The following is a 24,202-nucleotide window of genomic DNA, read 5'->3' on the forward strand; positions in this document are numbered from 1 at the left end:
GGAAACCGCAGCGTGGAGGTCCCCGGTGTGCACGGTGGGCCTCCACGAGCACTGTCAGGACCGGTGCTGTTGTGGAGGGGAAATCGGGGCGGAGCGTGCCGGCCGGGCTCAGCCTCGCCACCTGTTTCCGCCCCGCCAGGCTTTCGTCTCAGACCGCCAGTGCGGCGAGTGCCGCCGCGGTCTCCTCCGGCTTGGAGAACATCGGCCAGTGGCCGGTGGGCACCGAGGCGAAGCTCCACTCGGGCCCGGAGAGCGCCGCGAAGAACGGGTGACCGGCCGCGATCATGGTGTGCACCTGCTCCAGCGAGAACGAGCACGTGATGAGCGTTTTGGACAGCGCCTCCGCGCCACCCTTGAGCATCAGGGGCTGGGTCAACGTCCCATACGGCTGGGGGGTCGCGCGGGAGACGAACCACTCGCGTTCGGCCTCGCCCAGCCCCTCCAGGCTGGCTCCGGCCTGCTCCTGCTCCTCCCAGGAGATAAGCGGGTAACTCACCCCGTCCCCCCGCTCGGCGACCCGCTTCTCGATGAACGCCCGCCACCCGGGCTCGGTGGTGTCCAACTGGGTCATACCATCGACCAGCGGACCGCTGTCGAGGTAGACGACCCGGGCTATGCGCTCGGGAATCCGCTCGGCCGCGCCGGTGACCGGCGCGCCGGCCCCGCTGTGGGCGACGAGGATCACCTCGTTCAGGTCCGCGAAGACCACCGTGTTCACGATGTCCTGGATGTGGGTCTCCAGATCGACCCCGGGGCCGGCCAGGTGCGCCCTGTCGCCGAGCCCGGTGAGCGTGACCGGGTGGACCTCGTGCCCGGCCTCGCGCAGCGGCCGGGTGACCTTCTCCCAGGCCCACGCGCCCAGCCAGAAACCGGGGACCAGCAGGTAGGTGCTCATATCTCAACTCTCCTTCGTTCGCCTGGTCTCACCCTAGAATCGAATCCGGACAGTATCGGTCCTGATTCTTGAGGAGATCTCACATGACCGCCGCGAGGATCCTCGCGCTGCTGGAGTTGCTGCAGGCCGCTCCGGGCCTGACCGGTCCCGATCTCGCCGCCAGGCTGGAGGTGGACGAGCGCACGGTGCGCCGCTACGCGGTGCGGCTGTCGGAGCTCGGCGTGCCGGTCTCGGCCGAGCGGGGCCGCTACGGCGGCTACCGGCTGCTGCCCGGCTACAAGCTGCCGCCGCTGATGCTCACCGACGACGAGGCCACCGCAGTGGTGCTGGGGCTGCTGGCCGGGCGGCGGACCGGGCTGGCGGTGGGGGAGACGGCCACCGAGAGCGCCCTGGCCAAGATCCAGCGAGTGCTCCCGGGGCCGTTGCGCGAGCGTGTCGACGCGATCTCGGAGACGCTGGGCCACACCGGCGCCGCGACGCGGGCACCCGCCCCGAAGGCGGGCCCGCTGCTCGCCCTCGCCGACGCCGCCCGCCGCCGGGTCACCGTCCGGCTGGCCTACCGCTCCTGGCGCGGCGACGCCTCGACGCGCGACCTGGACCCGTACGGCATCGTCTTCCACTCCGGCCGCTGGTACGTCGCGGGCCTTGACCACGACAGCGGGGAGATCAGGACCTTCCGGGTGGACCGGGTGGCGAGCGCCGAGCGCACCGAGCGGAGGTTTCCGGCCCCGGACGACTTCGACCCGGTAGCGCACGTGGTCGGATCGCTGTCGGCGGTGCCCTACCGCCACGAGGTCAGGGTGTTGCTGGAGACCACCCTGACCGAGGCCGCCGCCCGGATCCCCGCCGCCACGGCGACCCTGGCCGAGACCTCCGCCGGGGTGTTGCTGACCACCAGGGCCGAGCGGTTGGACGGGATGGCCCAGATGCTCGCCGGCCTCGGCTGGCCGTTCACCGTCATCGCCCCCGCCGAACTACGCGACGAGATCAGAGCCCTCGCCGCCCGCCTCCTCGCCTCCGCGGCCGTCACCCCGCCCTGACCTCGGCGCTTCGCGGTATCCCGCCGAGGAGAGCACCTGGCCGCTGGGATGGTTGTTTTTGGAATTCTCCACCTGCGGGCGGCGGAGGATGCCAGGGACGGCGAAAGGCGATCGTGATGACTCCGTACGACGCCGAGTGTCCCGACTCGGGAGCTCATCCCGCTGACGTCTCGACGGGAACTGGAGCTTGGACTTCTCATCGCAGGCCGTACGCGGTGAGGGTGAGCGATCGGCGGGTGGCGGTCGGCAGGGGGCCGAGTGAACGCCTGCGCTGATACCGGGCCTAGAGTCCTCCATCAAGGGATGGTCGGCCCGCGACAGCGTGTGTGACGCGATCTCGTTGCCCCGTTGTCACAGATCGCAGCGCTGCCCTGTCTTCCAGACGGACCAGACGTTGCGGAGCGACAGGAGCATGACCTTGCCACCAGCCAGTACCCTCATCCGGATCCGGGTCCGGATGAGCTCGCGCCCCATCGACGAGCCGCATCGAGTCTCCAGCCCGCTGGAGCTCCTGTTCGACCTCACGTTCGTGGTGGCGGTCGCGACCGTTACCGCGCAGTTCGGGCACGCCGTCGCCGGTGGTCATGTAATGGCCGAATTGATCCCGTTTCTCCAGGTGTTCTTCGCGATCTGGTGGGCGTGGATGAACTTCACCTGGTTCGCCTCCTCATACGACACCGACGACGTCCCCTACCGGCTGCTGACCATGGTGCAGATGGCCGGCGTGCTCGTGCTCGCCGCGGGGGTGCCCGCCGCGGTCGGTGCGTCCGACCTCGGGATCATCACGCTGGGATACCTCATCATGCGAGTCGGGCTCGTAGCCCAGTGGCTGCGGGTCGCGCTGGAGGATCCAGACGGTCGCCGCACCGGGTTGCGTTATGCCGCCGGGATCGGTCTCGTCCAGGTGGGCTGGCTGCTACGGCTCGCGCTCGCGGAGAGCGGCGTCCTGCCGGCATCGTGGCAGCTGCCTGTTTTTGTCCTCCTGGCCGCCTTGGAGCTGGCGGTGCCACCGTGGGCGGAGCGGGCCAGACCGACCGCCTGGCACCCACATCACATTGCCGAGCGCTACGGGCTGTTCACGATCATCCTGTTCGGGGAGAGCGTGCTGGCCGCCAGCCGGGGAGTCGAGGGGGCGCTCGAAGCAGGCCGGATCAGCGGGCACTTCGTTGTCATCGCCTGCTCCGGGCTCGTACTGCTGTTCGCGCTGTGGTGGCTGTACTTCCTCGGCCCAGCCGGAGAGGGGCTCAGCGATCGCCGTCACCTGTCGTATTGGTGGGGGTATGGGCATTACGGCATCTTCGCCGCGCTGGCGGCGCTCGGCGCGGGGCTGGAGGTCGCGGTCGAGCAGAGCAGGCATCAGGTGGCGACCATCGGGTTCGCGGTCGCCGTTCCGGTCGGGGTGTATCTCGCGCTGCTCGCGGCGCTCCACGCGCTCGTCTCCGCGAAGCCGGTCATCTCTCCTGTCGCGGTCGTGGGCGCCGTCGTGGTCATCGTGCTGCTGCCGCTGGCCACACCGTGGATCGAGGTGGCCGCCGTGATCGCGGGCGTCGCGGTCGTCTGCGTCGCCCTCGTCGCCGGCACGCTCACGAGGGCAGCCGTCACAAACCGGGCCGCTGTCCGATCTTGATTTCCGACCGCCGTCGCCGGCGCGCCCGTACGGCTCGGTCGCCAGGCGGTCCTGCACCACACCAGCTGCCTCGTGGTGATCATCCGGATCCCTCGCCAGGGAATTTCGCGGGGGCTGTCACACCTGCGGGGGCTGTCTTGTCTTAGCTGGCGACCGGGTCGAGCATAGGCCGTCCCGGGCCGACACAGGGGATTTGTCATGAAGATCGTGGTCATCGGCGGGACGGGTCTGATCGGGTCGAAGCTCGTGACCAAGCTGACCGAGCACGGTCACGAGACGGTGGCGGCCTCGCCGAACACCGGCGTGAACACGCTCACCGGCGAAGGGCTTGCCGAGGCGCTGAAGGGCGCGCAGGTCGTGGTCGACGTGTCGAACTCGCCGTCGTTCGAGCCCGCCGCGGTAATGGAGTTCTTCCAGACCTCCACGCGGAACCTGCTGGCCGCGGAGGCGGCGGCAGGGGTCGGCCACCACGTCGCGGTGTCGGTGGTGGGCACGGAGCGGATGCCGGAGAACGGCTACTTCGCGGCGAAGATCGCCCAGGAGAAGCTTATCGAGAAGTCGGGCATTCCGTACTCGCTGGTCCACGCGACGCAGTTCTTCGAGTTCGTGCGGAGCATCGCCGACGAGGCCACCGACGACGGCAAGGTACGGATCGCGCCCGTGCGGTTCCAGCCCATCGCGGGTGACGAGGTCGCGCAGGCGGTCGGCCGGACCGCGGTGGGCACGCCGCTGAACGGCCGGACCCAGGTCGCCGGGCCCCAGCAGTACCAAATGGATGAGTTCTTCCGCAAGGCCCTGGCGGCCTGGGGTGACTCACGCGAGGTGGTCACCGACCCGCTGGCACGCTACTTCGGCAGCGTGCCGGGCGAGCGCACGCTCGTGCCAGGGGACGGTGCCACGCTCGGCAAGATCAACTATCGCGAGTGGCTCGACCGGAACACTCCCGGCAAGCAGGTGCCGTGACCGCATCGGCGATGGCCGGCGAGTCCGGCGATGTCGCAGGCTGGACCGCCGACGCCGCCGAGCAACTCGGGGTGCGGCATGCCGTGCCGGCGGCCCGTCAGAGCGAGCGCTTCGCCGGTCCGTTCGCCGCCCGGCACATCGCCGTGCGACTGATCCACGCGGTCAGCCGGCCGGACATCCACGTAAACCACATATGGAGAAGACATGAGCGGCGAGCACGAGTTCCTGCGTGAGCTCAAGGTCGAGGTCGAGATCGAACTGACCGAGGTCCAGGCGAGTCACGCGGAGGAGACGATGCGACTACCGGTCACCGACTGGCTGTTCGATCCGACGGAGGCCGAGCGTGAGGAGATCGGCCTGCGCGGCCTGCGCGACGCGGTCGAGGTGCTGGAGGTCGAGGTCCACGAAGACGACTCCCGGCGCGGCGACCATGTCGCCTGAGCCGCGGATCGGCACGCTCGACAGCCTTCGCGAGCACCTGCAGTGGGCGATCGAACTGGAGCACGCGACGCTTCCGCCGTACCTGACCGCGCTGTACTCGCTGGACCCGGAGCGCAATCCCGAGGCCGTCCAGGTGGTGGGCAGCGTCTTCGTCGAGGAGATGCTGCACCTGGCGCTGGCCGCGAACCTGCTCAACGCAGTCGGCGGCCGGCCGCGCCTGGACACGCCGGAGATGCTGCCCGCCCATCCCCGGACCCTGCCCCATGGCGACCGTTCGCTGGAGCTGTCGCTGGTCCCGTTCGGGGACGAGGCGCTGGAGATGTTCCTGCGGCTCGAACAGCCCGCGCCACCCGGAGCCCCGGCGGAGGACGAGGGCTACGAGACGATCGGGCAGTTCTACGCCGCGATCGAAGAGGGGCTGCGCCACCTGTGCGACCAGCTCGGCGAGCAGGCGGTCTTCAGTGGCGATCCCGCCCGCCAGGTGAGCGACGCTCACTTCCGGCACACCGCCGGACGGCTGATCGCCGTGGACGGCCTGGCCTCCGCGCTGACCGCGCTGGAGGAGATCGTCGAGCAGGGCGAGGGTACGGCACGCGGCTCGGTCTGGGACGGTGACCGGGACATCTTCCATCCGGAGCGGGACGAGGTCGCCCACTACTATCGTTTCCAGGAGCTCAAGCTCGGCCACAGATACCAGCGCGGCGACACCCCGGAGTCCGGGCCCACCGGGGAGAAGATCTCCGTGAACCTCGCCGATGTCCTCCCGATGCGGCCCAACCCACGACCCGCCGGCCCAGGCTCCGCCGCACGCGCCGCGCAGGAGGAATTCAACCTCACCTACTGCGGCGTACTGCACCTGCTGGAGCAGGCGTTCGACGGTAGCCCTAAGCTGCTCGCGGTCGCCACCGGCGCCATGTACGCGCTCAAGGCCCAGGCCGAAGCCCTGATGCGGATGCCCGACGGGGCCGGCCCCACCTTCGAGTACGTCCCGCCCGAGCGGCGCCGATGGAACGTCGGCGAGAACCAGCGGATCGTCGTCCTGAGCGACGGCCCGTACGTCGTGTACGGTGGCGTCCCGCTCCGGCGCAAACGCAAGATCGTCTCCGCGGGCAACGACGCGCTGGCCTGGAAGACCGGGGAGCGGCTGGAGACCGAGGACACCTACGCGCTGTGCCGCTGCGGGCACTCGGGCTCCAAGCCGTTCTGCGACGGCACCCACGCGCTGATCGGGTTCGACGGCACGGAGAGCACGCCGATGCGGCCTTACCAGGAGCTGCAGCATGTGCATGACGGCGTGGGCATCTCGGCCCAGCGGGTGGGCGAGCTGTGCATCCACGCAGCCTTCTGCATCGGGCGGACCCGGCCGATCGCCGCGATGCTCGCCGACACCGCCGACAGCGACGTGCGCGCCACGATCATGGGCCGCATCGACCACTGCCCCTCCGGCTCCTACGGCTACGCCCTCGAACACGGCGGCGAGACGATCGAGGCCGACCTTCCCCGGGCCATCGCGGTGTTGGAGGAAGAGGACGGGCTGGCCAGCGCGCTGTGGGTCACCGGCGGAGTGCCGGTCATGCGCTCGGACGGCCGTCCGCTGGAGACACGTAACCGGGTGACGCTGTGCCGCTGCGGCCACTCCGGCAACAAACCGCTGTGCGACGGCACCCATCGACAGATCGGCTTCCGCGAGGCGGCCCCAGAAGAGGAACACCCGTGAGTGAGCAGCCCGTCATCGTCCTGGTCCACGGCGCCTTCGCCGAATCGGCCAGCTGGAACCGCGTCACCCAGCGCCTGCACAGCAACCAGTTCACCGCGGCCGCCTCCGGCGGCGACGAGTTCCGCATCGACGGCGCGCAGTTCCACCACCAGTCCCGCGCCGATCTCGACGCCGACGAGGCCGCACTGATGACCGCAACCCGGTGGCCGGTGATCGAGCGGGCGCTGACCGACGGGCCGACGACCGGCGCGGTGCCCTGGCACACCACGCCCTCCTGGTCCGTCCACGGCGACCGCGACCTCGGCATCCCGGCCGAAGCGCTGCGGTTTATGGCCGAGCGGGCCGGCTCACGCGAAACCCGCGAGGTCGCGGGCGCCTCGCAGCCCGGCGCCGTGACCACCGTTATCATGGATGCCACCGACCACTGATGACGCAGGTGGACATGCATGCACTCGAGCGGGCCGCGACCGCGTTCACCGAACTGCGGCCGCGGCTGTTCGGCATCGCCTACCGGATGCTCGGCAGCGCGACCGAAGCCGAGGACATCGTGCAGGAGGTCTGGCTGCGCTGGCAGGACACCGACCGCGCGGCCATCGAGAACCCGTCGGCCTTCCTGGCGCTGATCACGACCCGGCTGTCCATCAACGTCGCCCAGTCGGCCCGCGTGCGACGAGAGTCCTACATCGGGCCGTGGCTGCCGGAGCCCGTCGACACCAGCCTCGATCCAGCGGTGGGCGCCGAACGCAGTGAAGCGCTCGAGTTCGCCTTCCTGCTCCTGCTCGAAAGACTCACCCCCACCGAGCGCGCCGCGTACGTCCTGCGCGAGGCCTTCGACTACCCCTATCCGCAGATAGCGGAGATCCTCCAGCTCAGCACCGTCAACGTACGGCAGCTCGTGAGCCGGGCCCGCAAGCACTTGACCGCCGTGCGTCGCGAGCCCGTCGACAGGACCGAGCACCGGCGGATCCTGGCGGCGTTCGTCGACGCCGCCCAGACAGGGAACATCGGCGCCCTGGAAGGCCTCCTCGCCGCCGACGTCGTCAGCACCTCCGACGGCAATGGCCTCAAGGGAGCGGCGCGGTTCCCCATGCTGGGCTGCAACCGGGTGGCGAGGTTCGTGGCGGCGTTCGCGCCCCGGTTCTGGCCGGGCGCCGAGATCACGTGGGTGGAGATGAACGGCCGCGCCGGCGTGCTCGTCCCGCGCGGACGCAGGGGTATCACGCTGCTCACGATCGACGCCTCGCCGAGCGGCATCCATCACCTCATGTGGATCGTCAACCCGGCCAAGATCGAGGCCTTCGAACGCTCACGCGCACGGGGCGGACACCCATGACCGAGGCTGGAGCCGAGTCGCTGGCCGAGATGCTCGACGAGCGGAAGTACCTGCTCGATATCGCCCTGTGGATGTTCGGCTCGGAGCTCGCGGCCGACCACGTCGTCCAGGAGACCTACCGCCGCTGGTACACCCTCGACGACGAGGAACGAGCCGGCATCGCGACACCGCGCGCCTGGCTGACGCGGACCGCGGGAAGCATCTGCCTGGAGTTCCTGACCGCTCCCTTCCACGTCCCCGAGGTCGAAGTGCCCGAGCCGGCCCCGCCCTCGGTGAGGGCCAGCGGGGACATGCTGGCCAGGCACGACCGTGTCGCCCGGCGGTTCGCCGCCGCCTGCCGTACAGGAGACGCGGCGGCGCTACGAGCGGTGCTGGCCGCCGACGCGATCGTCGTGAGCGACGGCGGCGGCAAGGTGCGTGCCCCCGTTCAACCGGCCTACGGCACGGACGCGGTCGCCCGGATGGTCACGGCGCTGCTGATCGGCCAGCCCGGCACCACGCTGTCGGTCGGTTCCGTGAACGGCAGAACGGGCCTGGTGCTGCGCCGGGCGGATCGGGCCGTGGCGGTGGCCAGCGTGAGCGTCGCCGAAGCCGAGGTCACCGCCGTGTGGATCGTCCTGAATCCCGACAAACTTCAACGCTGGCACCGCTGAACCGCCTGGACTTCACCCCGAACAAGGTGAATTCGCCGAACGCATCGGCGGGGCGTGCCGGTCGGTTCCGAGTTTCGTCACCTGCCCATCTCCGTGTGGCGGTCCCGCCACTATATAGAAGTTGACTTATATAAGGTGAAGCTGAAATAGTTTTCGAGCGCGCATGTCGACGTTCCCGGCGACCCGGTCCGGGGCCGCTGACGAGCAGGCCGTTCCCATTGCCAGGAACATCACCACCTTTAACGCACCTCACTAGGAGCCCACCCGATGTCACAAAAAATCACTACTTTCTTGATGTTCGAGGGTGCAGCAGAAGAAGCGATGACGTTCTACACGTCGCTGTTCGACGACGCGGAGATCCTGGCCATCACTCGCTACGGCCCCGAGGGGCCCGGTGCGGAGGGCAGCGTGCAGCACGCCACGTTCACGCTGGCGGGCCAGGAGTACATGGCCATCGACAGCAACGTGTCGCACGCGTTCACCTTCACCCCGTCGGTCTCGCTGTACGTGCAGTGCGAGTCGGAGGCGGAGATCGAGCGCCTGTACGCGGCGCTGTTGGAGAACGGCGAGCCGCTGATGCCGCTCGGCTCCTACGGCTTCAGCAAGCGCTTCGGCTGGACCAACGACCGCTTCGGAGTCTCCTGGCAGCTGAACCTCGCCTGATTCCTCCCCCCCGGCCCGCCGTGGCGGATCCCGTACGCCCGTGACGCGGGCCGGCTCGCGGTCAGCGGGAACGCCGGCGGGGTGGCAGATGTGGCACCACGAGCCGAGGGCGGGCCGCCGGGTTCGGGGTGTGCGGCGGCTGCAGGACCAGGCGTTCCAGGGCGACCTCGATCGCCCGCTCCAGCTGGGTGTCCACGCCCGCCGCGTAGTCCTGCGGCGTGATGTCGACCTCGATGTCGGGGTCGGTGCCGTAGTTCTCCACCCGCCAGCCCACGTCGTCGAAGGCGAAGGAGAACTCCGGCTGGGTGGTGACCGTCCCGTCGGCCAGGTGATGCCGGGGCCAGATACCGATCACCCCGCCCCAGGTGCGCTTGCCGATCAGCGGGCCCAGGCCGAGCAGCTTGAAGGTGTGGCTGAAGATGTCGCCGTCGGAACCCGCCCACTCGTTGGTGATCGCCACCATCGGGCCGCGCGGTGACTCATCGGGATAGGGCTCGGGCACGCCCCAGCGGGGGAAGTTGTAACCCAGTCGGCGCCGGGCCAGCTTCTCCAGCAGCAGCGCCGACACGTGGCCGCCGCCGTTGAAGCGGACGTCCACCACGAGCGCCTCTCGGTTGTACTCGGTCAGGAAGCCGCGGTGGAACTCGGCGTAGCCCTCCGGGCCCATGTCGGGAATGTGCAGGTAACCGATCCGGCCGCCGCCGAGCTCGTGGCAACGGGCCCGGTTGTCCTCCACCCAGTCGCGGTAGCGGCCCGGCTGCTCGTCGTCGATGGCCTTGACGGTGACGGTCCGCCGCTCGTCCCCGCGCCGGATGGTGAGCTGGACCTCCTGGTCGGCCTGGTTGACCAGCAACTCGTCGGGGCTGACCTCGGCGCCGACGGGCTGGCCGTTGACGGCCAGCACCACGTCACCCGGCTGTACGTCCACCCCGAGGCGGTTGAGCGGCGAGGTCGCCTCGGGGTCCCACCGGTCACCACCGACGATCCTCGCGATCCGGTGGACGCCGTCCTCGAAGGTCCAGTCGACGCCCAGCTTGCCCTGCCGGTAGTGCGGCCGGGGCCGGTAGGCGCCGCCGCTCTCGTAGGCGTGCGAGGTGCCCAGCTCACCGAGGAGCTCCCACAGCAGGTCGGAGAACTCCCCCCGGGTGGTGACCCGGTCGACCAGCGGCAGGTAGCGCAGGTAGACGCCGTCCCAGTCGAGCCCGGCCATGTCCTCGGTCCAGAAGTTCTCCCGCTGCAGCCGCCAGGCCTCCCTGAACATCTGCCGCCACTCGGCCTCGGGGCGGATGGACACCTTGACCCGGGACAGGTCCACCCATCCGCTCGTCCGGCCCGGCGTCTCGTCGCTCTCGGGCTCCTCGCCCGCCTTGACCACCCGCAGCCGCCTGCCCGCCTGGTAGAGCAACGTGTTCTGGTCACGGCCGAGCCGGAACTCCGACACGTCCCCGACCATGGTCTCCTGCTTCTGCTTGGCGAAGTCGTAGACGTGCAAGGTGCCTTCGGAGGAGTCGGCGTAGTCGTCACCGAGGCTGCCCTCGACGGGGAAGGTCAGGTAGACGGCCTTGCCCTTGATACCGGCGATGCCCTCGTAGCGGCCCTCGGGGACGGGGAAGCCGACGATCCGGTTCTCGATGCCGTCGAGATCGATGACCACCTCGGGCACCTCGTCGTCCTCGTTCTCGTCATCGTCGCCGTCGTCGTCGTCCGTGAGAGGCCGGGGCTTGGGGACGAAGGGAGAGGTGACGTCGGTGCGGAGCGCGATCGCGTAGGGGCGGGAGCCCAGCGGGAAGCCCAGATCGAAGTGGAGCTCGTCGTAGACGGGATTGAAGACGCGTTTGCCGATGAAATAGAGGTAGTCGCCGCCCGGGTCGAAGGCGGGCAGGACGTCCGCCAGTACCGGCCGGGTGGCGAAGAACGTCTCGCCCGTTTCGACCCGGCACAGTTTCACCGCCGTCGTCTGCGCGGTGTCCCGGCAGGCGTACGCGAGCCAGCGGCCGTCGGGGGACCAGGCCAGGTCATCGATCGCGCCGAACCGGCTGGAGTCGACGGTCCTGCCCTGTGCCAGGCCCCTGTTCTTCTTGGAGGTTCTGGGGGACTTCTTCGGTGCGAGGTCGACCAGGATCAGTTCGTTGCGGTGGTTGGCCACCGCGACCAGGTCGGCCGTGGGGGAGACCTCCAGCGCGGTGGCGCGGCCGACCTCGAGGTGGTCGAGCCTGACGGGGTCGGCGGAGCCGTCGGCGGTGAGCACCACCAGCACCTCGCGGTCGCTCTCGTCGCTGGCCGCCGCCACGAGCCGTTCACCGTCGTTGAGCCAGTTCAGCAGCCGGTAGCGCACCCCGTACAGCGCCCCGTGCTGGCGTACCGGCCCCTCCCAGGCGGCGAAGGAGAACGCCTTGCCCCGGGTGGTGATGGCCAGGCCACTGCCGTCGGGGCTGAGCGTGGCACTGTCCAGGAAGTTCTCGGCCGAGGCGAAGCGGCGGTTGAGCTGGGTGCGCGAGCTGCGCAGTCGTACCTCGATGGGGCGCGACTCGCCGTCCTCCACCAGGTAGAGCTCGGCCCCGGCATGGTAGACCAGCCGGTGGCCGTCGCCGGACAGGTTGCGGGCGTAGTAGTCGGCGTGGTCGGAGTGCCTGCGCAGGTCGTCGCCGGTCACGTCGCAGGAGTAGACGTTGCCCACACCCTCGTGGTCGGAGATGAAGTAGACCCGGTCCCCGACCCAGCAGGGCGAGGCGAGATTGCCGGGAAGCGCGGTGAGCCGACGGAACCGCCCGTCGTCGCCGGTCTCGATCCACAGATCACCCACGGTGCCGCCTCGGTAGCGTTTCCACCGGGCGGGGTCGGCGGTGTTGCGGCCGAGTACGATCCGCAGGCCGTAGGAGATGGTGTTGGCCGGGCCGTACGGCAGGAGCTCGGGCATCCCATCCGGTTCCACCCGGTGCAGCCGGTTGCGGCCGTCGAAGGGCTGGCCCTGGTCGCTGGCGTAGACGATTCCGCCGTCGGGATCCCAGCCGGTGACGCTGGACCGGGCACCGTGGTAGGTCACCCGCCGGGCCGCGCCACCGTCGGCGGGCATCACGTAGACCTCCTCGGGCCCCTCCTCGCGACCGACGAAGGCGAGCCGGTCGCCACCGGGGGAGAAGCGCGGGTATCCCGCCTCGGCCACCCCGGCTGTCAGTCGGAAGGCACGTCCGCCACCGGCGGTGACCATCCACAGGTCGTCCTCGGCGGCGAAGACCACCATATTGCCGAAGATCGTCGGAAAACGAAGGTAGGCGGACATCGTGTCACTCCATGATCGGGCGACCGGGTTTCATGCCGGTCGCCCGATCATGATTTCACGCCTCGGTGGCTAGGAGGCTCGTCCCCCCGGATGGGCGGGCCCCGCCTCGGGCAATCTGGCCTCGGGCTGTCCGGCCTGTTTCTTCGCCTGTTTGGCGGAGCGTGTCGCTTTTATGGCGGCCTTCTTGCTCTTACCCGAGCTCTTCGCCGCCTTGTTCTTACTGTCCTTGGTGTTCTTGGTGTCCGTCACCGTTTCCCCCGTTGTGCTTGATGGACGACGCCCTTGATTAGGCACTCAGGGGGGTTTAATACCCTTTACGGGCATCAACCACCCACAATATGTGTGGTTACGGATACGTTGTGTGGTCGATATCGGTGCCGGTCGGCACGTCGAATCAGGTGCGGTCCTCGCGTCCGGGGGCTTCGGTGAGAGCTCCCGCCGTCACGCTCACTCATGCCCCGGTAACCGCTGTGCCGGTGTCGCGGACAGCGGTGGCCAGGAGCGCGAGGTCGCCTTCGAGTCCGGCCGAGACGATCCGTTGATGTCGTGCGGGAGGCGTTGTTCCGGGGGGCGCTCATCCAGAAGAACGCCTTCGGACGAGCCGGCGGAGCGGCCGATGGCGGCGGTCGGGGCTGTAGGAATGTCGAGATCGCGGAGAAGGCTGGGAATCGCCCGACACCTGAGTCGCGACCTTTCCGGCCCCGCGGGAGGGCATGATCGCGTGCTTGGATTGCGTCCGCGAAAAGAAGAGGTAAATCGCAGCCCTCGGAACGGATAATGATCTTCACGATTGGGCAGAACGTCGGCACATGGCTTGCGTTCCGGGGAGGTGATGCATGGCCTGGTCACAAGACGAGGAGCGCATGCTGCTGCAGATCGAGCGCCATCTCGTCGATGAGGATCCGCGGCTCGCCGCGCGACTGGAGTCGTTCAACGAGCGTGTCCAGCGCAAGGAGGGCGGCGGTGGCCGCAAACGCGGCGCCAAGAAGGGGCGGGGGCGTGCCGCCCGGCGCCTGCGCCGTTCGACGGTCATCATCATGTTCAGCTGGTTGCTGATCGCGACCCTGATCGCCACGCTTCTCATCATGGTTCTGCGCCACGAGGCGGCCGCGGCGTTCCCGTTGTGACAACAGCCGTCGCCACGATCGCGGCCGTTCGTCAGCCGAGGGCGCGCAGGAAGTCGGCGGCCACCGGGGCGGCGACCGCCCCGCCGCCGGAGCCCTCCTCGACGATCACCGCGAAGGCCAGGTCGCCGCGGAAGCCGATGAACCAGGCGTGGGTTTTCAGGTCGTCCTGCGAGCCGTACTCGGCGGTCCCGGTCTTGCCCCGGGTGCCCCGGGGCAGGCCCGCGTCCTTCGCCGTTCCCTTGGTGACCACCGCGGACATCATCTGGTGCATGCCAGGCATGACGGCCTCGGGGAGCACCTGAGGCTCGACCTTCTGCTTGACCGAGGGGACCAGGGTCGGCGGGCGCCAGGTGCCGTCGGCCAGCGCGGCGGCCACCGAGGCCATCATCAGCGGGCTGGCGGTGATCCGGCCCTGCCCGAAGGACTCCGCGGCCAGCTCCGCGTCGCTCTGGGCTCTGGGGAAGCTGCCCTTGGCGGCCGGGACGCCGATGCTGAGCTGCTTGTTGAAACCGAACAGCTCCGCGGTGCTCAGCAGCTTGTCGGCGCCCAGCCGCTCCTTGGCGAGGGGCGCGAAGGTGGTGTTGCAGGAGTGGGCGAAGGAGTCGGACAGCGACACCGAACCGTAGGCGGCGTGGTGGGAGTTACGGATCGGCAGGCCGCCGACCTTGACGTCCTTGGGGCAGGTGACCCGATCGCCTGGGTTCATCCCCTCGGCCAGCAGCCCCACGGCGGTGACCGCCTTGAAGGTCGAGCCGGGGGGATAGTTGCCGTCCAGCGCCCGGTTGAAGCCGCCCTTGTTGTTCACCACCGAGAGGATCTCGCCTGTCGAGGGTTTGATCGCGACCAGCGCGGTGGTCTGCTTCAGGTCGCGGACCGCCTCGACCGCGGCTCGCTGGACCCGCATGTCCAAGCTGGTCTCCAGGTTCTCGCCGGCCTCGCCCTCGATCTTGCCGAGCGTCTTGACGGTCTTCTTGTCCGCGCCGACGAGTTCGACCTCGGTGTCGGGGGTGCCGGCCAGGCGCTTTTGGAAGGTGCTCTGCAACCCGCTCGCGCCGACCGCGTCGCCGACCTTGTAGGGGACCCCCAGTTTCGCGGCGCTCTTCGCCGTGGCCTTCTCCAGGTAGCCGACGAGCTGCTGCACCGAGCCGCCCACGTCGGCGCCGTCGATGCGGGCGCCGTCGGCGGAGGTGATCGCGGCACGCTCCGGCCACTTCGTTCTCAGCGCGAAGGCGGTGGTCGTGGTCAGGTCGGGGTGGACGGCACTGGGCGACCACCTGACCCGCCAGTGCCGGTCGACGACCGCCAGGTCGACGCTGCCGGAGTAACTCCACTCACCGACGTCCTTCAGCTTCAGCGTCGCGGTGTAGGAGGCCTGGCCGGTGCCGTCCCCGGTCTCACGCACCCCGTCGAGCCGTACCACGGTGTTCTCCACGGCCAGGGCCTTGCGCATGTTGTCGTACGTCGTGGTGAGCGCCGGATCCGGCGCCCCCAGCTCGGCGCGCATACCCGCCAGGTCGCCGCTCTGCCAGGCGCTGACGAATCGCTGTGCGGTCTCCTGGGGTGTGCCCCTGGTGTGCAGGTACCACCAGGCGCCGCCGCCGGCGGCCCCCGCCACCAGCACGACGGCCGCCGATGTGATCGCGATCGTTCTGCCCCGTGCCACGTGATCCCCCCAGCTCTCGGTGCCCCAGGGCCGCAGCCTAGCGTGACCTACGCGAGATATTCCGATAAATGATCATTTGCCCTGTGTACGGCTGGGTGCGTAGCTCGTCGCGTACTCCTGACCGGACAGCTCCTGGATCGCGGCCATGATCTCGTCGGTCACCCTGCGCCGGTCGCGCGCGCTCGTCTCGGAGCCGGTGAAGGTCATCGGCTTGCCGATGCGGACGCTCACCCGGCCCGGCCTGGGCCTCGCGGCACCGATCGGCAGCACCCTGTCGGTGCCCTCCATCGCCACCGGGACCACCGGCGCGCCGGTGGCCAGGGCCAGCCAGGAGACGCCGACCTTGCCCCGGTAGAGGCGGCCGTCGGGAGAGCGGGTGCCCTCGGGGTAGATGCCGAACAGCTCGCCGTCGCCGAGCACCTTCGCCGCCGCGTCGAGCATGTCCTGGGCCGAGGTGGGGCTCTGCCGGTCGATGCTGATCTGGCCGGTGGCGCGCATCCACATCGCGGTGACGGGGTTACCCGTGAAGTACTCGGCCTTGGCGACGAAGCGTACCTGGCGCTTGAGCACCAGCGGCAGGAAGGTCGAGTCGAGGATCGACAGATGGTTGGAGGCCATGATGGCCGGGCCCGTGGCGGGAACGTGCTCATGCCCGATGACCGTGGTCGGCCAGAGCAGATGCAGGATCGGAGCGCTGACGGTCTTGGTCAGGCGATAGAGCACGGACTCTCCTCATGAGACGGGTTCACCACACTAGGTGGTGGCCCGACGGCCGACGGTTGTACGCAACCGCACAAGCGGAGCCGCCGGATTTGTAGTCCTCCTCCAACAGCGTGGCTCTTTTCCGGGGCGAGACCGATGAAATCCTCCGGTCGGGTCCGGTGAAAAAGAAACGTCCCGCGAGCCCTGGGGGCTCGCGGGACGCGACGTTTTGGTGCCGATGTGGCGGTCGCCTCCTCGGCGAGAGGCACAACACGGCTCCAGCCGAACGGTATTCCGTGAAGGCGGTAATTTGCGGCCCGGGGGACACAAACCACATCGGCACGATCACTCTAACGGACGTCCGCCGGTGGTTATTCCGCTTCTCCCGTCACCGGCGTGTCAGATATGGCGGGCGGCCTCCGGCCACCCCCAGCTCACGGCGGGAATCGGACTCCGCCGCCCCCGCCGCGCGATGTCCCGGAGCGTGGCACGATCTCGCGGCGTGCGGCCTCATCCGCCGGCCAGCCGGGCCTCCGCACGGGCCCATGGCTCGTCGCCCCCTTCGGGGAGGTAGGTGACCAACTGCTCGCTCTGCCGCACCAGGGCGCGGATATCGGAGACCACCCCTTGGGCGCGGGCCTGGACCAGGGCGTTGCCGAGGGCGGCGGCCTCCACCGGCCCGGCGACCACGGGCAGGCCGGTCGCATTGGCGGTCATCCGGCAGAGCAGCGCGTTGCGGGCACCGCCGCCGACCACGTGCACGACCTCCACGTCCTGGCCGCTGAGGCGTACGGCGTCGCGGAGCGTACGCCGGTAGGCCAGGGCCAGGCTCTCCAGCACGCACCGTACGGTTTGCGCCTGTCCCCGCGGGGGCCGCTGGCCGGTCCGCTCGCAGTAGGTCGCGATCCGGGCCGGCATGTCGCCGGGGGGCATGAAGACCGGGTCGTCCGGGTCGATCACCGCCTGGAACGGGCCGGCCTGCGCGGCGGCGTCGAGCAGGCCGGCCACGTCGGTCTCGCCCCAGGTGCGCATGCACTCCTGCAGAATCCACAGACCCATCACGTTGCGCAGGTATCGGACGGTGCCGTCGAGGCCGCCCTCGTTGGTGAAGTTGGCCAGCCGGCTCTCCCCGGTCAGGACGGGCCCGGGGAGTTCGAGCCCGACCAGCGACCAGGTACCGGAGGAGATGTAGGCGAACCGTTCGGTGCTCGCGGGCACCGCCGCCACCGCGGAGGCGGTGTCGTGCGAGGCGACCGTGGTGATCGGGATGGAGTCCGGCAGCCCGGTCTCCGCGGCCACCTCGGCCAGGAGCGTCCCGGCGGGCGCTCCGGGGTGCCGCAGCTCCGGTAGGAGCGCGGTCGGCAGCCCCAGTCGCTCTGCCAGCCCCCGGGCCCAGTCGCCGGTCCGCACGTCGTACAGGCCGGTGGTGGAGGCGTTGGTGACCTCCGCGCCGACGGAACCCGTCAGCCAGCGGGTCAGCAGGTCCGGGATCATCAGCAGCGTCTCGGCGCGGTCGAGATCCGGTTCGGCGAGCAGCTGGTAGACGGTGTTGAACGGCAGGAACTGCAAGCCGCCGACCTGGTAGAGGGTGTCGGCTCCCAGGTCGGCGACGACTCGCTCCATGATTCCGTTGGTCCGCCCGTCGCGGTAGTGCACCGGGTTGCCGATGAGCCGGCCCGCGCCGTCGAGCAGCCCGTAGTCGACGGCCCAGGAGTCGATGCCGATCGAGTCGACCGGCCCGGCCTCGCGAAGCCCGTCGAGCACCCCTCGATAGAGGGCGAGGATGTCCCAGTGCAGGGTGCCGTCGACCCGGACCGGGCGGTTGGCGAAGCGGTGCGCCTCGGTCAGGCTGATCCGCCCGCCCTCGATCCGCGCCGTCATCACCCGGCCGCTGGAGGCTCCCAGGTCGACCGCCGCGTAAACGCTCATCTGTCATTCACCACTCGTGGTCAGGTGGCCGCCGCCGTCCCGTCCGCCTCTCAGCCGGTGGACTCGCGGGCGACCAGTTCGGGCTGGAACATGATCTGCCGGTGGGCGTGCTCGCCGGGGTTGCCGCATTCGTCCAGCAGCAGTTCGGTGGCGATCCGCCCGAGTTCGTAGGTGGGCTGACGGATCGAGCTCAGCGACACCGCCGAGGCCACCGCGAAGTCGATGTCGTCGTAGCCGATCAGGGCCACCTCGCCGGGCACGCCGACCCCGGCCTGGTGCAGGCCGCGCAGTACGCCGAGGGCGAGCATGTCGTTGGCGCAGAAGATCGCCTCGGGCAGCCGCCCGGAGCGGACCAGCCGCTCCGCCGCCTCCTGGCCCGCCCGCGCGGTCATCGCGGGCATCTGCACCGTCTCCAGCGCGGTCGCCGGGGCGAGGCCCGCGGCGGTGAGAGCCAGCTCCACGCCCCGTCTGCGGTCCGCGCACTGCCGGATGGTCAGCGGGCCGGTGATGTGGTGGATGTTCCGCGCGCCGCGCTCCAGCAGGTGGCGGGTGGCCAGCCGGCCGCCCGCCACGTCGTCGACGCTCACCGAGCACAGGTCGGGCCGGTACGCCGGATGGTCGACCAGCACCACGCTGATGCCGTGCTCGCGCAACCCGTCGAGCCGCCGTGGATCGTCGTCCGACGGCGTGATCAGCACGCCGCGTACCCGATGTTCGGCGAACACACGCAGGTTGTGCTCCTCCTTGGTGCGGGAACCTCCCGAGTTGCCGAGGATCACCGCGTAGCCGAGTTCGCTGGCGACCTCCTCGGCGCCCGCGGCGACGTCGGTGAAGAACGGATTGCCGATGTCCATGAGCGACAGCCCGATGGTCCGGCTGTGCCCGGCGCGCAGGGTCGAGGCGGAGCCGTGCCGGACGAAGCCGAGCTCGCGGATCGCGCGCCTGACGCGTTCCCGGGTCTCGGGGGCGACCCGCTCCGGCCGGTTGAGCACATTGGACACCGTGCCGGGGGAGACCCGGGCGATCCGAGCGACCTCCTTGATGCCGACGCCGCTCACCCGTTGCCCCCCTTGACCCGGCATAGATTAAAACGTGTTACACGATGTCGACAAGACCTTACTCAAAGATGGCGGTAGGCCTACCATCCCCCTGCCTGCGTAGTTGTCGTAACGCGTTGGAAACGAGACCTTCACCACCCATTGACAATGCCGGACGCTGCGGTTTAGCGTCCGGTCAGTCTTCTAAAACGTTTTTAGAGCAGGGAAGGGGTGTGGCGTGGTGACCGCACCGGGCGAAGGGGAGGCGCCACTCGGGCCGCCCCCCGACGGGGCCCCTCCGGTCCTGGCACTGGCCGGGGTCAGCAAGGCGTTCGGCGCCGTGCAGGCGTTGCGCGAGGTCTCTCTGAACCTTTACGCCGGAGAGGCGCACGCGCTCGCTGGGGAGAACGGCGCGGGGAAGTCCACTCTGGTGAAGACCCTGGCCGGGGTGTACCGTCCGGACACCGGGCGGGTCCTGCTGGACGGGGAGCCGGTGGAGTTCGGCAGTCCGGCCGACGCCCAGCAGGCGGGCGTGGCCGTGATCTACCAGGAACCCACGATGTTCCCCGACCTGTCGGTCGCCGAGAACATCTTCATCGGCCGGCAGCCCAAGGCCGCGCTCCGCCGCATCGACCGCAGGGCCATGCACGACCGGGCCGCCGAGCTGTTCGAACGGCTCGGCGTGGCGCTCGACCCCGAGCAGCCGGCCCGCGGCCTGTCCATCGCCGACCAGCAGCTCGTGGAGATCGCCAAGGCACTCTCCCGGGACGCCCGGGTGCTGATCATGGACGAACCCACCGCGGCGCTGTCCGGCAACGAGGTGACCCGGCTGTTCAACGTGGTCAAGGCGCTGCGCGAGCAGGGGTGCGCGGTGCTGTTCATCTCGCACCGCCTGGACGAGATCTTCGAGCTCTGCCAGCGGGTCACCACGCTGCGTGACGGCGGCTGGATCGCCAGCGAACCCGTCGCGGGCCTGACCCACGACGACCTGATCCGCCGGATGGTCGGCCGCGACCTCGACAACCTCTATCCCAAGCAGGAGACCGAGGTCGGCGAGGTCGCCCTCAAGGTCGGCCGGCTCACCCGTGAGGGCGTGTTCACCGACGTCTCCTTCGAGGTGCGGCGAGGCGAGATCGTGGCACTGGCGGGGCTGGTCGGCGCCGGGCGCAGCGAGGTCGCCCGGGCCGTCTTCGGAGTGGACCGCTGGGACGCCGGGACCGTGGAGGTCAACGGAGAGCGGCTGCCGCCCGCGTCCCCGACCGCCGCGATGTCCGCGGGCCTGGCCCTGGTCCCCGAGGACAGGCGTCAGCAGGGACTGGTGATGGACCACTCGATCGAGCGCAACATCGGCATCACCGGCCTGAAGGCGCTGCGCCGTGGCCCGGTGATATCCCGGGCCGCCGAGCGGGACCGTGCCCGTGACTGGGCCATCCGGCTCCAGCTCAAGTTCAACCGGCTGTCGGACGCGGTGAATGTGCTCTCCGGCGGCAACCAGCAGAAGGTCGTGCTGGGCAAGTGGTTGTCCACCAAGCCCGACGTGCTCATCATCGACGAGCCCACCCGGGGCATCGACGTGGGCACCAAGGCCGAGGTGCACCGCCTGCTGTCCCAGCTGGCCGCCGACGGGCTCGCCGTGCTGATGATCTCCTCCGATCTGCCCGAGGTGCTGGGCATGGCCGACCGGGTGCTCGTCATGCAGGAGGGGCGGCTCGTCGCCGAGATCCCGCGGGAGCGGGCCACCGAGGAGAGCGTGATGACCGCGGCGACCGGAGGGACCTCGTGATCGGCAGGAACGAGGGCGCCGGAAAGCACGGTGCCCGGATCACGCGGCGGACGGAGGAAGCCTCATGAGCACCGTCACCGCCGGGCGGAGCACCCGGAATCTGGTGGACCTGGTCTTCCGGGCCCGCGAGCTGAGCATCGTGGCGGCACTGGCCGTCCTGGTCATCGTGACCGTGGGCGTCAACGGCAACTTCCTGTCCGAGCAGGGCGTCAAGGACATCTTCCTCAACGCCTCCATCCTGGTGCTGCTCGCCGTGGGCCAGTCCGTCGTGGTCATCACCCGCAACATCGACCTGTCCGTCGGCTCGGTCGTCGGCCTGGTGGCCTTCACCGTCGGAGACTTCCTCGCCGCCGACCACGGCAGGGGCATCGTCTTCGCGGTGGTCCTGGGGGTCGCGATCGGTGCGCTCTGCGGACTGGTCAACGGCCTGCTGGTCAGTTTCGGCCGAGTCCCGGCCCTGGTGGTGACGCTCGGCACGCTGTACGTGATCCAGGGCGTCGACCACTACATCGCCCACGGCAGGCAGATCAACGCCGTCGATCTCCCTCCGGCACTGCTGTCGCTGGGCAACGGCACGCTGTTCGGCATCCCGTACCTGCCGATGATCGCCGTCCTGGTGATGCTGGCCGTCGGCTACTACCTGCGCTCCTACGCCTCTGGACGGGACTTCTACGCCATCGGCTCCAGCCCGGAGGCGGCGGCGCTGGCCGGGGTGTCCGTGCGGCGCCGCGTCATGGCGGCCTATCTCTTCAGCGGTGCGCTCGCCGGCCTGGCCGGGGTGCTCTGGCTCTCCCGGTTCGGCACCGTCGTCGCCGACGCCGCGAACGGCTGGGAACTTCAGGTGGTCAGCGCCGTCGTGGTCGGCGGCGTGGCGATCACCGGCGGTGTCGGCACCGTGTACGGCGCGGCCCTCGGCGCGCTGCTGCTCACCACGATCACCAGCGCGCTGGTCGTGCTCAAGGTCAGCCCGTTCTGGCAGCAGGCCATCACCGGCGCGTTGCTGCTTCTGGCGATCAGTGTCGACCGGCTGCTCGCCCTGCGGGTCGCGAGGGTACTGCGGAGGAGGAACTCCCGACATGGCTCCTGACGTGAAGTCCGCCGGCGGCGCCGCGGACACGGCCGCTCCGCTCCTCGCCGGGCTGCCGGACCGTGGCGCGCCAGGCCGCCTCCTCCGCTGGGACCTGCTGGTCGGCCTGCTCCTGGTGCTCGTCTTCATCGGCGGCTCGGTGGGATCGCCCGGCTTCGCCAGCGTCGACAACCTGTCCTTCGCCCTCGGCGACCTCGGTGAGATCGCGTTGATCGCACTGGCGATGACCATGCTGGTCGTCGCCGCAGAGGTGGACCTGTCGGTGGCCTCCGTGCTCGGCCTGTCGAGCGCGCTGGTCGGCACCCTGTGGGACGCCGGCTGGGCGATCGAGACGATCATCCCGCTGGTGGTCGTGGTCGGTGCGGTGTGCGGCCTTGTCAACGGTCTGCTGGTGACCAGGCTGGGACTGCCCTCACTGGCGGTGACGATCGGCACGCTGGCGCTCTACCGGGGCCTGGCCTACGTGGTGCTCGGGGACAGGGCCATCGCCGAGTTCCCGCAGCAGTACGCCTCCCTCGCCGTGGAGGATGTCCCCGGCACCCCGATCCCTTATCCGGTGGCGCTGTTCGTGCTGCTGGCGATCATCACCGGTGTCGTGCTGCACGCCACCGGATTCGGCCGCTCGCTGTTCGCGATCGGCGCCCAGGAGGAGGCCGCGCTGTTCGCCGGCATCCGGGTCAAGCGCATCAAGCTCATCCTGTTCGTGCTCTCCAGCACGGTCGCCGCCTTCGCCGGAGTGGTCTTCACCCTCCGCTACGGAAGCGCCCGCGCCGACAACGGCATGGGCCTGGAGCTGGCCGTCATCGCGGCCGTCCTGCTGGGCGGCGTCGACTTCGACGGCGGCAAGGGCACCCTCGGCGGGGTGATCGCCGGAGTGCTGCTCATCGGCCTCCTCCGCAACCTGCTCATGCTCAACGACGTGTCGACGGAGATCCAGTCGATCGTCACCGGACTCCTCCTGATCATCTCGGTGATCACCCCGCGTCTCGTTGCCGTCATCGGGCAACGCCGGCGCCGTCCGTCACCTGTCCCATCGCCCACACCCCCCGCATCCTGAGGAAGCGCTTATGTTCACTGTTTCGCGAAGGTCCGCCTCGACCGCGGTCATGGCCGGTCTGCTCTCGCTCGGGCTGGTGGCCTGCGGCGGCGGCACCACCAAGGACTCGGCGAGTTCGGCCGCCCCCGCCGCCCCCGCGTCGTCGGCCCCGGCGAAGGCCGATCCGAACGCGCCGATCAAGGAAGGACTGAAACTCGCCTTCCTGCCCAAGCAGATCAACAACCCCTACGAGACGATCGTCGACAAGGCGGGCATCGAGGCGGCGGCGGAGTTCAAGGGGCAGGCCAAGGAGGTCGGCCCCTCCGACGCCTCGGCCTCCTCGCAGGTGTCCTACATCAACACGCTGACCCAGCAGGGCCACGACGCGATCCTGATCGCGGCCAACGACGCCAACGCGGTGTGCGGCCCGCTCCAGCAGGCCCGCGCCAAGGGCGTGAAGATCATCTCCTATGACTCCGACGCCTCCAAGGACTGCCGCGACATCTTCATCAACCAGGCCAACTCCGAGGAGATCGGACGTAGCCAGGTGAAACTGCTGTCGGAGATGATCGGCGGCAAGGGCGAGGTGGCGATCTTGTCGGCGACGGCGAACGCGACCAACCAGAACACCTGGATCGAGTTCATGAAGGACGAGCTGGGCAAGCCCGAGTACGCGGGGCTGAAGCTGGTCAAGGTCGCCTACGGCGACGACGACGACCAGAAGTCCTTCCAGGAGACCCAGGGGCTGCTGCAGGCCTACCCGGACCTGAAGGGCATCATCTCCCCGACCACGGTCGGCATCTCCGCCGCCGCCCGCTACATCTCCGGCTCCAAGTACAAGGGCGAGGTCGTGCTGACCGGGTTGGGCACCCCGAACCAGATGCGCCAGTTCGTCAAGGACGGCACGGTGGCGAAGTTCGCGCTGTGGAACCCCAAGGACCTGGGCTACCTGGCCTCCTACGCCGCCGCGGCGCTGGCCTCGGGACAGATCACCGGCGCCGAGGGCGAGGTGCTCAAGGCGGGCAGGCTCGGCGAGCGGACCATCGGCAAGGACGGGGAGATCATCCTGGGCCCGCCCTTCGTCTTCGACAAGGCCAACATCGACCAGTTCGACTTCTGACCGACACCACCGGCACGGCCCGCCCGACCCGCGCGCCGTGCCCGGGTGGACCGGCCGGCGTGCGCGCCGGAACGGTCGGACCGCGTACCCCCACTGGATCAGGAAG

Annotated in this window: 21 protein-coding genes; 14 read left to right on the forward strand and 7 right to left on the reverse strand. The window is 69.7% G+C overall.

The annotated features are described in order from the left end of the window. Window positions 1–148: 148 nt before the first annotated feature. The gene (locus IG98_RS0122030; protein ID WP_030915127.1) at window positions 149–895 is read right to left on the reverse strand and encodes an alpha/beta hydrolase; all 747 of its coding nucleotides are present in this window, start codon (window positions 893–895) and stop codon (window positions 149–151) included. An 83-nt stretch (window positions 896–978) separates the two neighbouring features. Here IG98_RS0122030 and IG98_RS0122035 point away from each other — a divergent pair, with 83 nt between their 5' ends. The 9 genes from IG98_RS0122035 (at window position 979) to IG98_RS0122075 (ending at window position 9,332) form a co-directional block, all read left to right on the forward strand. Next, window positions 979–1,935, forward strand: a complete 957-nt coding sequence (locus IG98_RS0122035) for a helix-turn-helix transcriptional regulator (RefSeq protein WP_030915129.1) — start codon at window positions 979–981, stop codon at window positions 1,933–1,935. Window positions 1,936–2,353: 418 nt separating this feature from the next. Continuing rightward, window positions 2,354–3,562 (forward strand): low temperature requirement protein A, encoded by a 1,209-nt coding sequence (locus IG98_RS0122040; RefSeq protein WP_030915131.1) that lies wholly within the window; start codon window positions 2,354–2,356, stop codon window positions 3,560–3,562. A gap of 198 nt (window positions 3,563–3,760) precedes the next feature. Continuing rightward, window positions 3,761–4,525, forward strand: a complete 765-nt coding sequence (locus IG98_RS0122045) for an SDR family oxidoreductase (protein ID WP_030915133.1) — start codon at window positions 3,761–3,763, stop codon at window positions 4,523–4,525. A 204-nt stretch (window positions 4,526–4,729) separates the two neighbouring features. Next, on the forward strand, window positions 4,730–4,966 hold the full coding sequence (locus tag IG98_RS0122050) for a hypothetical protein (protein ID WP_030915135.1): 237 nt from the start codon (window positions 4,730–4,732) through the stop codon (window positions 4,964–4,966). Continuing rightward, on the forward strand, window positions 4,956–6,683 hold the full coding sequence (locus tag IG98_RS48925; protein WP_084195553.1) for a ferritin-like domain-containing protein: 1,728 nt from the start codon (window positions 4,956–4,958) through the stop codon (window positions 6,681–6,683). Before IG98_RS0122050 ends, IG98_RS48925 begins: the two co-directional genes overlap by 11 nt. Beyond that, on the forward strand, window positions 6,680–7,111 hold the full coding sequence (locus tag IG98_RS0122060; protein WP_051752609.1) for an alpha/beta hydrolase: 432 nt from the start codon (window positions 6,680–6,682) through the stop codon (window positions 7,109–7,111). Before IG98_RS48925 ends, IG98_RS0122060 begins: the two co-directional genes overlap by 4 nt. Before the next feature lie 14 nt (window positions 7,112–7,125). Further along, window positions 7,126–8,016, forward strand: a complete 891-nt coding sequence (locus IG98_RS0122065; RefSeq protein WP_030915145.1) for an RNA polymerase sigma-70 factor — start codon at window positions 7,126–7,128, stop codon at window positions 8,014–8,016. Next, window positions 8,013–8,669 (forward strand): sigma-70 family RNA polymerase sigma factor family protein, encoded by a 657-nt coding sequence (locus IG98_RS50705; protein WP_157594451.1) that lies wholly within the window; start codon window positions 8,013–8,015, stop codon window positions 8,667–8,669. The genes IG98_RS0122065 and IG98_RS50705 overlap by 4 nt, the downstream gene beginning before the upstream one ends. Window positions 8,670–8,936: 267 nt before the next feature. Next, window positions 8,937–9,332, forward strand: coding sequence for a VOC family protein (locus IG98_RS0122075; protein WP_030915150.1), 396 nt, complete (start codon window positions 8,937–8,939; stop codon window positions 9,330–9,332). Window positions 9,333–9,393: 61 nt separating this feature from the next. On the opposite strand, the gene IG98_RS0122080 is transcribed toward IG98_RS0122075, so the two are convergent. Both IG98_RS0122080 and IG98_RS50710 read right to left on the reverse strand, forming a co-directional pair. Beyond that, complete coding sequence (locus tag IG98_RS0122080) at window positions 9,394–12,612, reverse strand: S41 family peptidase (RefSeq protein ID WP_030915153.1); 3,219 nt, start codon at window positions 12,610–12,612, stop codon at window positions 9,394–9,396. A 69-nt stretch (window positions 12,613–12,681) separates the two neighbouring features. Beyond that, window positions 12,682–12,861 carry a hypothetical protein gene (locus IG98_RS50710; protein WP_157594452.1) on the reverse strand — a complete coding sequence of 60 codons (180 nt, stop codon included), beginning with the start codon at window positions 12,859–12,861 and terminating at the stop codon, window positions 12,682–12,684. A gap of 587 nt (window positions 12,862–13,448) precedes the next feature. Between IG98_RS50710 and IG98_RS0122090 the strand changes: the two genes are divergently transcribed. Next, window positions 13,449–13,739: a DUF3040 domain-containing protein gene (locus tag IG98_RS0122090; protein ID WP_030915156.1), complete on the forward strand. Its 291-nt coding sequence runs from the start codon at window positions 13,449–13,451 to the stop codon at window positions 13,737–13,739. Between the two features lie 31 nt (window positions 13,740–13,770). On the opposite strand, the gene IG98_RS0122095 is transcribed toward IG98_RS0122090, so the two are convergent. From IG98_RS0122095 to IG98_RS0122110, 4 genes are all read right to left on the reverse strand, one after another. Next, on the reverse strand, window positions 13,771–15,402 hold the full coding sequence (locus IG98_RS0122095) for a penicillin-binding transpeptidase domain-containing protein (protein ID WP_030915158.1): 1,632 nt from the start codon (window positions 15,400–15,402) through the stop codon (window positions 13,771–13,773). Window positions 15,403–15,474: 72 nt separating this feature from the next. Continuing rightward, window positions 15,475–16,125 (reverse strand): lysophospholipid acyltransferase family protein, encoded by a 651-nt coding sequence (locus IG98_RS0122100; RefSeq protein ID WP_030915161.1) that lies wholly within the window; start codon window positions 16,123–16,125, stop codon window positions 15,475–15,477. A 489-nt stretch (window positions 16,126–16,614) separates the two neighbouring features. Beyond that, window positions 16,615–18,033 carry a rhamnulokinase gene (locus tag IG98_RS0122105; RefSeq protein WP_030915164.1) on the reverse strand — a complete coding sequence of 473 codons (1,419 nt, stop codon included), beginning with the start codon at window positions 18,031–18,033 and terminating at the stop codon, window positions 16,615–16,617. Between the two features lie 50 nt (window positions 18,034–18,083). Then, window positions 18,084–19,091 carry a LacI family DNA-binding transcriptional regulator gene (locus IG98_RS0122110; protein ID WP_157594453.1) on the reverse strand — a complete coding sequence of 336 codons (1,008 nt, stop codon included), beginning with the start codon at window positions 19,089–19,091 and terminating at the stop codon, window positions 18,084–18,086. 220 nt (window positions 19,092–19,311) lie between these two features. On the opposite strand from IG98_RS0122110, the gene IG98_RS0122115 reads away from it, so the two are divergent. From IG98_RS0122115 to rhaS, 4 genes are all read left to right on the forward strand, one after another. After that, the gene (locus tag IG98_RS0122115) at window positions 19,312–20,853 is read left to right on the forward strand and encodes a sugar ABC transporter ATP-binding protein (protein WP_037970996.1); all 1,542 of its coding nucleotides are present in this window, start codon (window positions 19,312–19,314) and stop codon (window positions 20,851–20,853) included. A 64-nt stretch (window positions 20,854–20,917) separates the two neighbouring features. Next, the gene (locus IG98_RS0122120; protein ID WP_030915171.1) at window positions 20,918–21,940 is read left to right on the forward strand and encodes an ABC transporter permease; all 1,023 of its coding nucleotides are present in this window, start codon (window positions 20,918–20,920) and stop codon (window positions 21,938–21,940) included. Then, the gene (locus IG98_RS0122125) at window positions 21,930–22,997 is read left to right on the forward strand and encodes an ABC transporter permease (RefSeq protein WP_084195554.1); all 1,068 of its coding nucleotides are present in this window, start codon (window positions 21,930–21,932) and stop codon (window positions 22,995–22,997) included. Before IG98_RS0122120 ends, IG98_RS0122125 begins: the two co-directional genes overlap by 11 nt. Window positions 22,998–23,007: 10 nt before the next feature. Next, a complete protein-coding gene (rhaS, locus tag IG98_RS0122130; protein WP_030915177.1) occupies window positions 23,008–24,096 on the forward strand; it encodes a rhamnose ABC transporter substrate-binding protein in 1,089 nt (362 codons plus the stop codon). The last annotated feature ends 106 nt before the right edge of the window (window positions 24,097–24,202 follow it).

The sequence above is a fragment of the Streptosporangium amethystogenes genome, from assembly GCF_000721075.1.
Classification (GTDB): Bacteria; Actinomycetota; Actinomycetes; order Streptosporangiales; family Streptosporangiaceae; genus Streptosporangium; species Streptosporangium amethystogenes.

What these genes read in the sequence shown, in the direction of transcription:
- IG98_RS0122050 (WP_030915135.1), top strand. Translation starts at nt 4,730, where the DNA reads ATGAGCGGCGAGCACGAGTTCCTGCGTGAGCTCAAGGTCGAGGTCGAG.
- IG98_RS0122030 (WP_030915127.1), bottom strand. Translation starts at nt 895, where the DNA reads ATGAGCACCTACCTGCTGGTCCCCGGTTTCTGGCTGGGCGCGTGGGCC.
- IG98_RS0122120 (WP_030915171.1), top strand. Translation starts at nt 20,918, where the DNA reads ATGAGCACCGTCACCGCCGGGCGGAGCACCCGGAATCTGGTGGACCTG.
- IG98_RS0122090 (WP_030915156.1), top strand. Translation starts at nt 13,449, where the DNA reads ATGGCCTGGTCACAAGACGAGGAGCGCATGCTGCTGCAGATCGAGCGC.
- IG98_RS0122065 (WP_030915145.1), top strand. Translation starts at nt 7,126, where the DNA reads ATGCATGCACTCGAGCGGGCCGCGACCGCGTTCACCGAACTGCGGCCG.
- IG98_RS0122125 (WP_084195554.1), top strand. Translation starts at nt 21,930, where the DNA reads ATGGCTCCTGACGTGAAGTCCGCCGGCGGCGCCGCGGACACGGCCGCT.
- IG98_RS0122105 (WP_030915164.1), bottom strand. Translation starts at nt 18,033, where the DNA reads ATGAGCGTTTACGCGGCGGTCGACCTGGGAGCCTCCAGCGGCCGGGTG.
- IG98_RS0122045 (WP_030915133.1), top strand. Translation starts at nt 3,761, where the DNA reads ATGAAGATCGTGGTCATCGGCGGGACGGGTCTGATCGGGTCGAAGCTC.
- IG98_RS50705 (WP_157594451.1), top strand. Translation starts at nt 8,013, where the DNA reads ATGACCGAGGCTGGAGCCGAGTCGCTGGCCGAGATGCTCGACGAGCGG.
- IG98_RS0122035 (WP_030915129.1), top strand. Translation starts at nt 979, where the DNA reads ATGACCGCCGCGAGGATCCTCGCGCTGCTGGAGTTGCTGCAGGCCGCT.
- IG98_RS0122080 (WP_030915153.1), bottom strand. Translation starts at nt 12,612, where the DNA reads ATGTCCGCCTACCTTCGTTTTCCGACGATCTTCGGCAATATGGTGGTC.
- rhaS (WP_030915177.1), top strand. Translation starts at nt 23,008, where the DNA reads ATGTTCACTGTTTCGCGAAGGTCCGCCTCGACCGCGGTCATGGCCGGT.
- IG98_RS0122075 (WP_030915150.1), top strand. Translation starts at nt 8,937, where the DNA reads ATGTCACAAAAAATCACTACTTTCTTGATGTTCGAGGGTGCAGCAGAA.
- IG98_RS48925 (WP_084195553.1), top strand. Translation starts at nt 4,956, where the DNA reads ATGTCGCCTGAGCCGCGGATCGGCACGCTCGACAGCCTTCGCGAGCAC.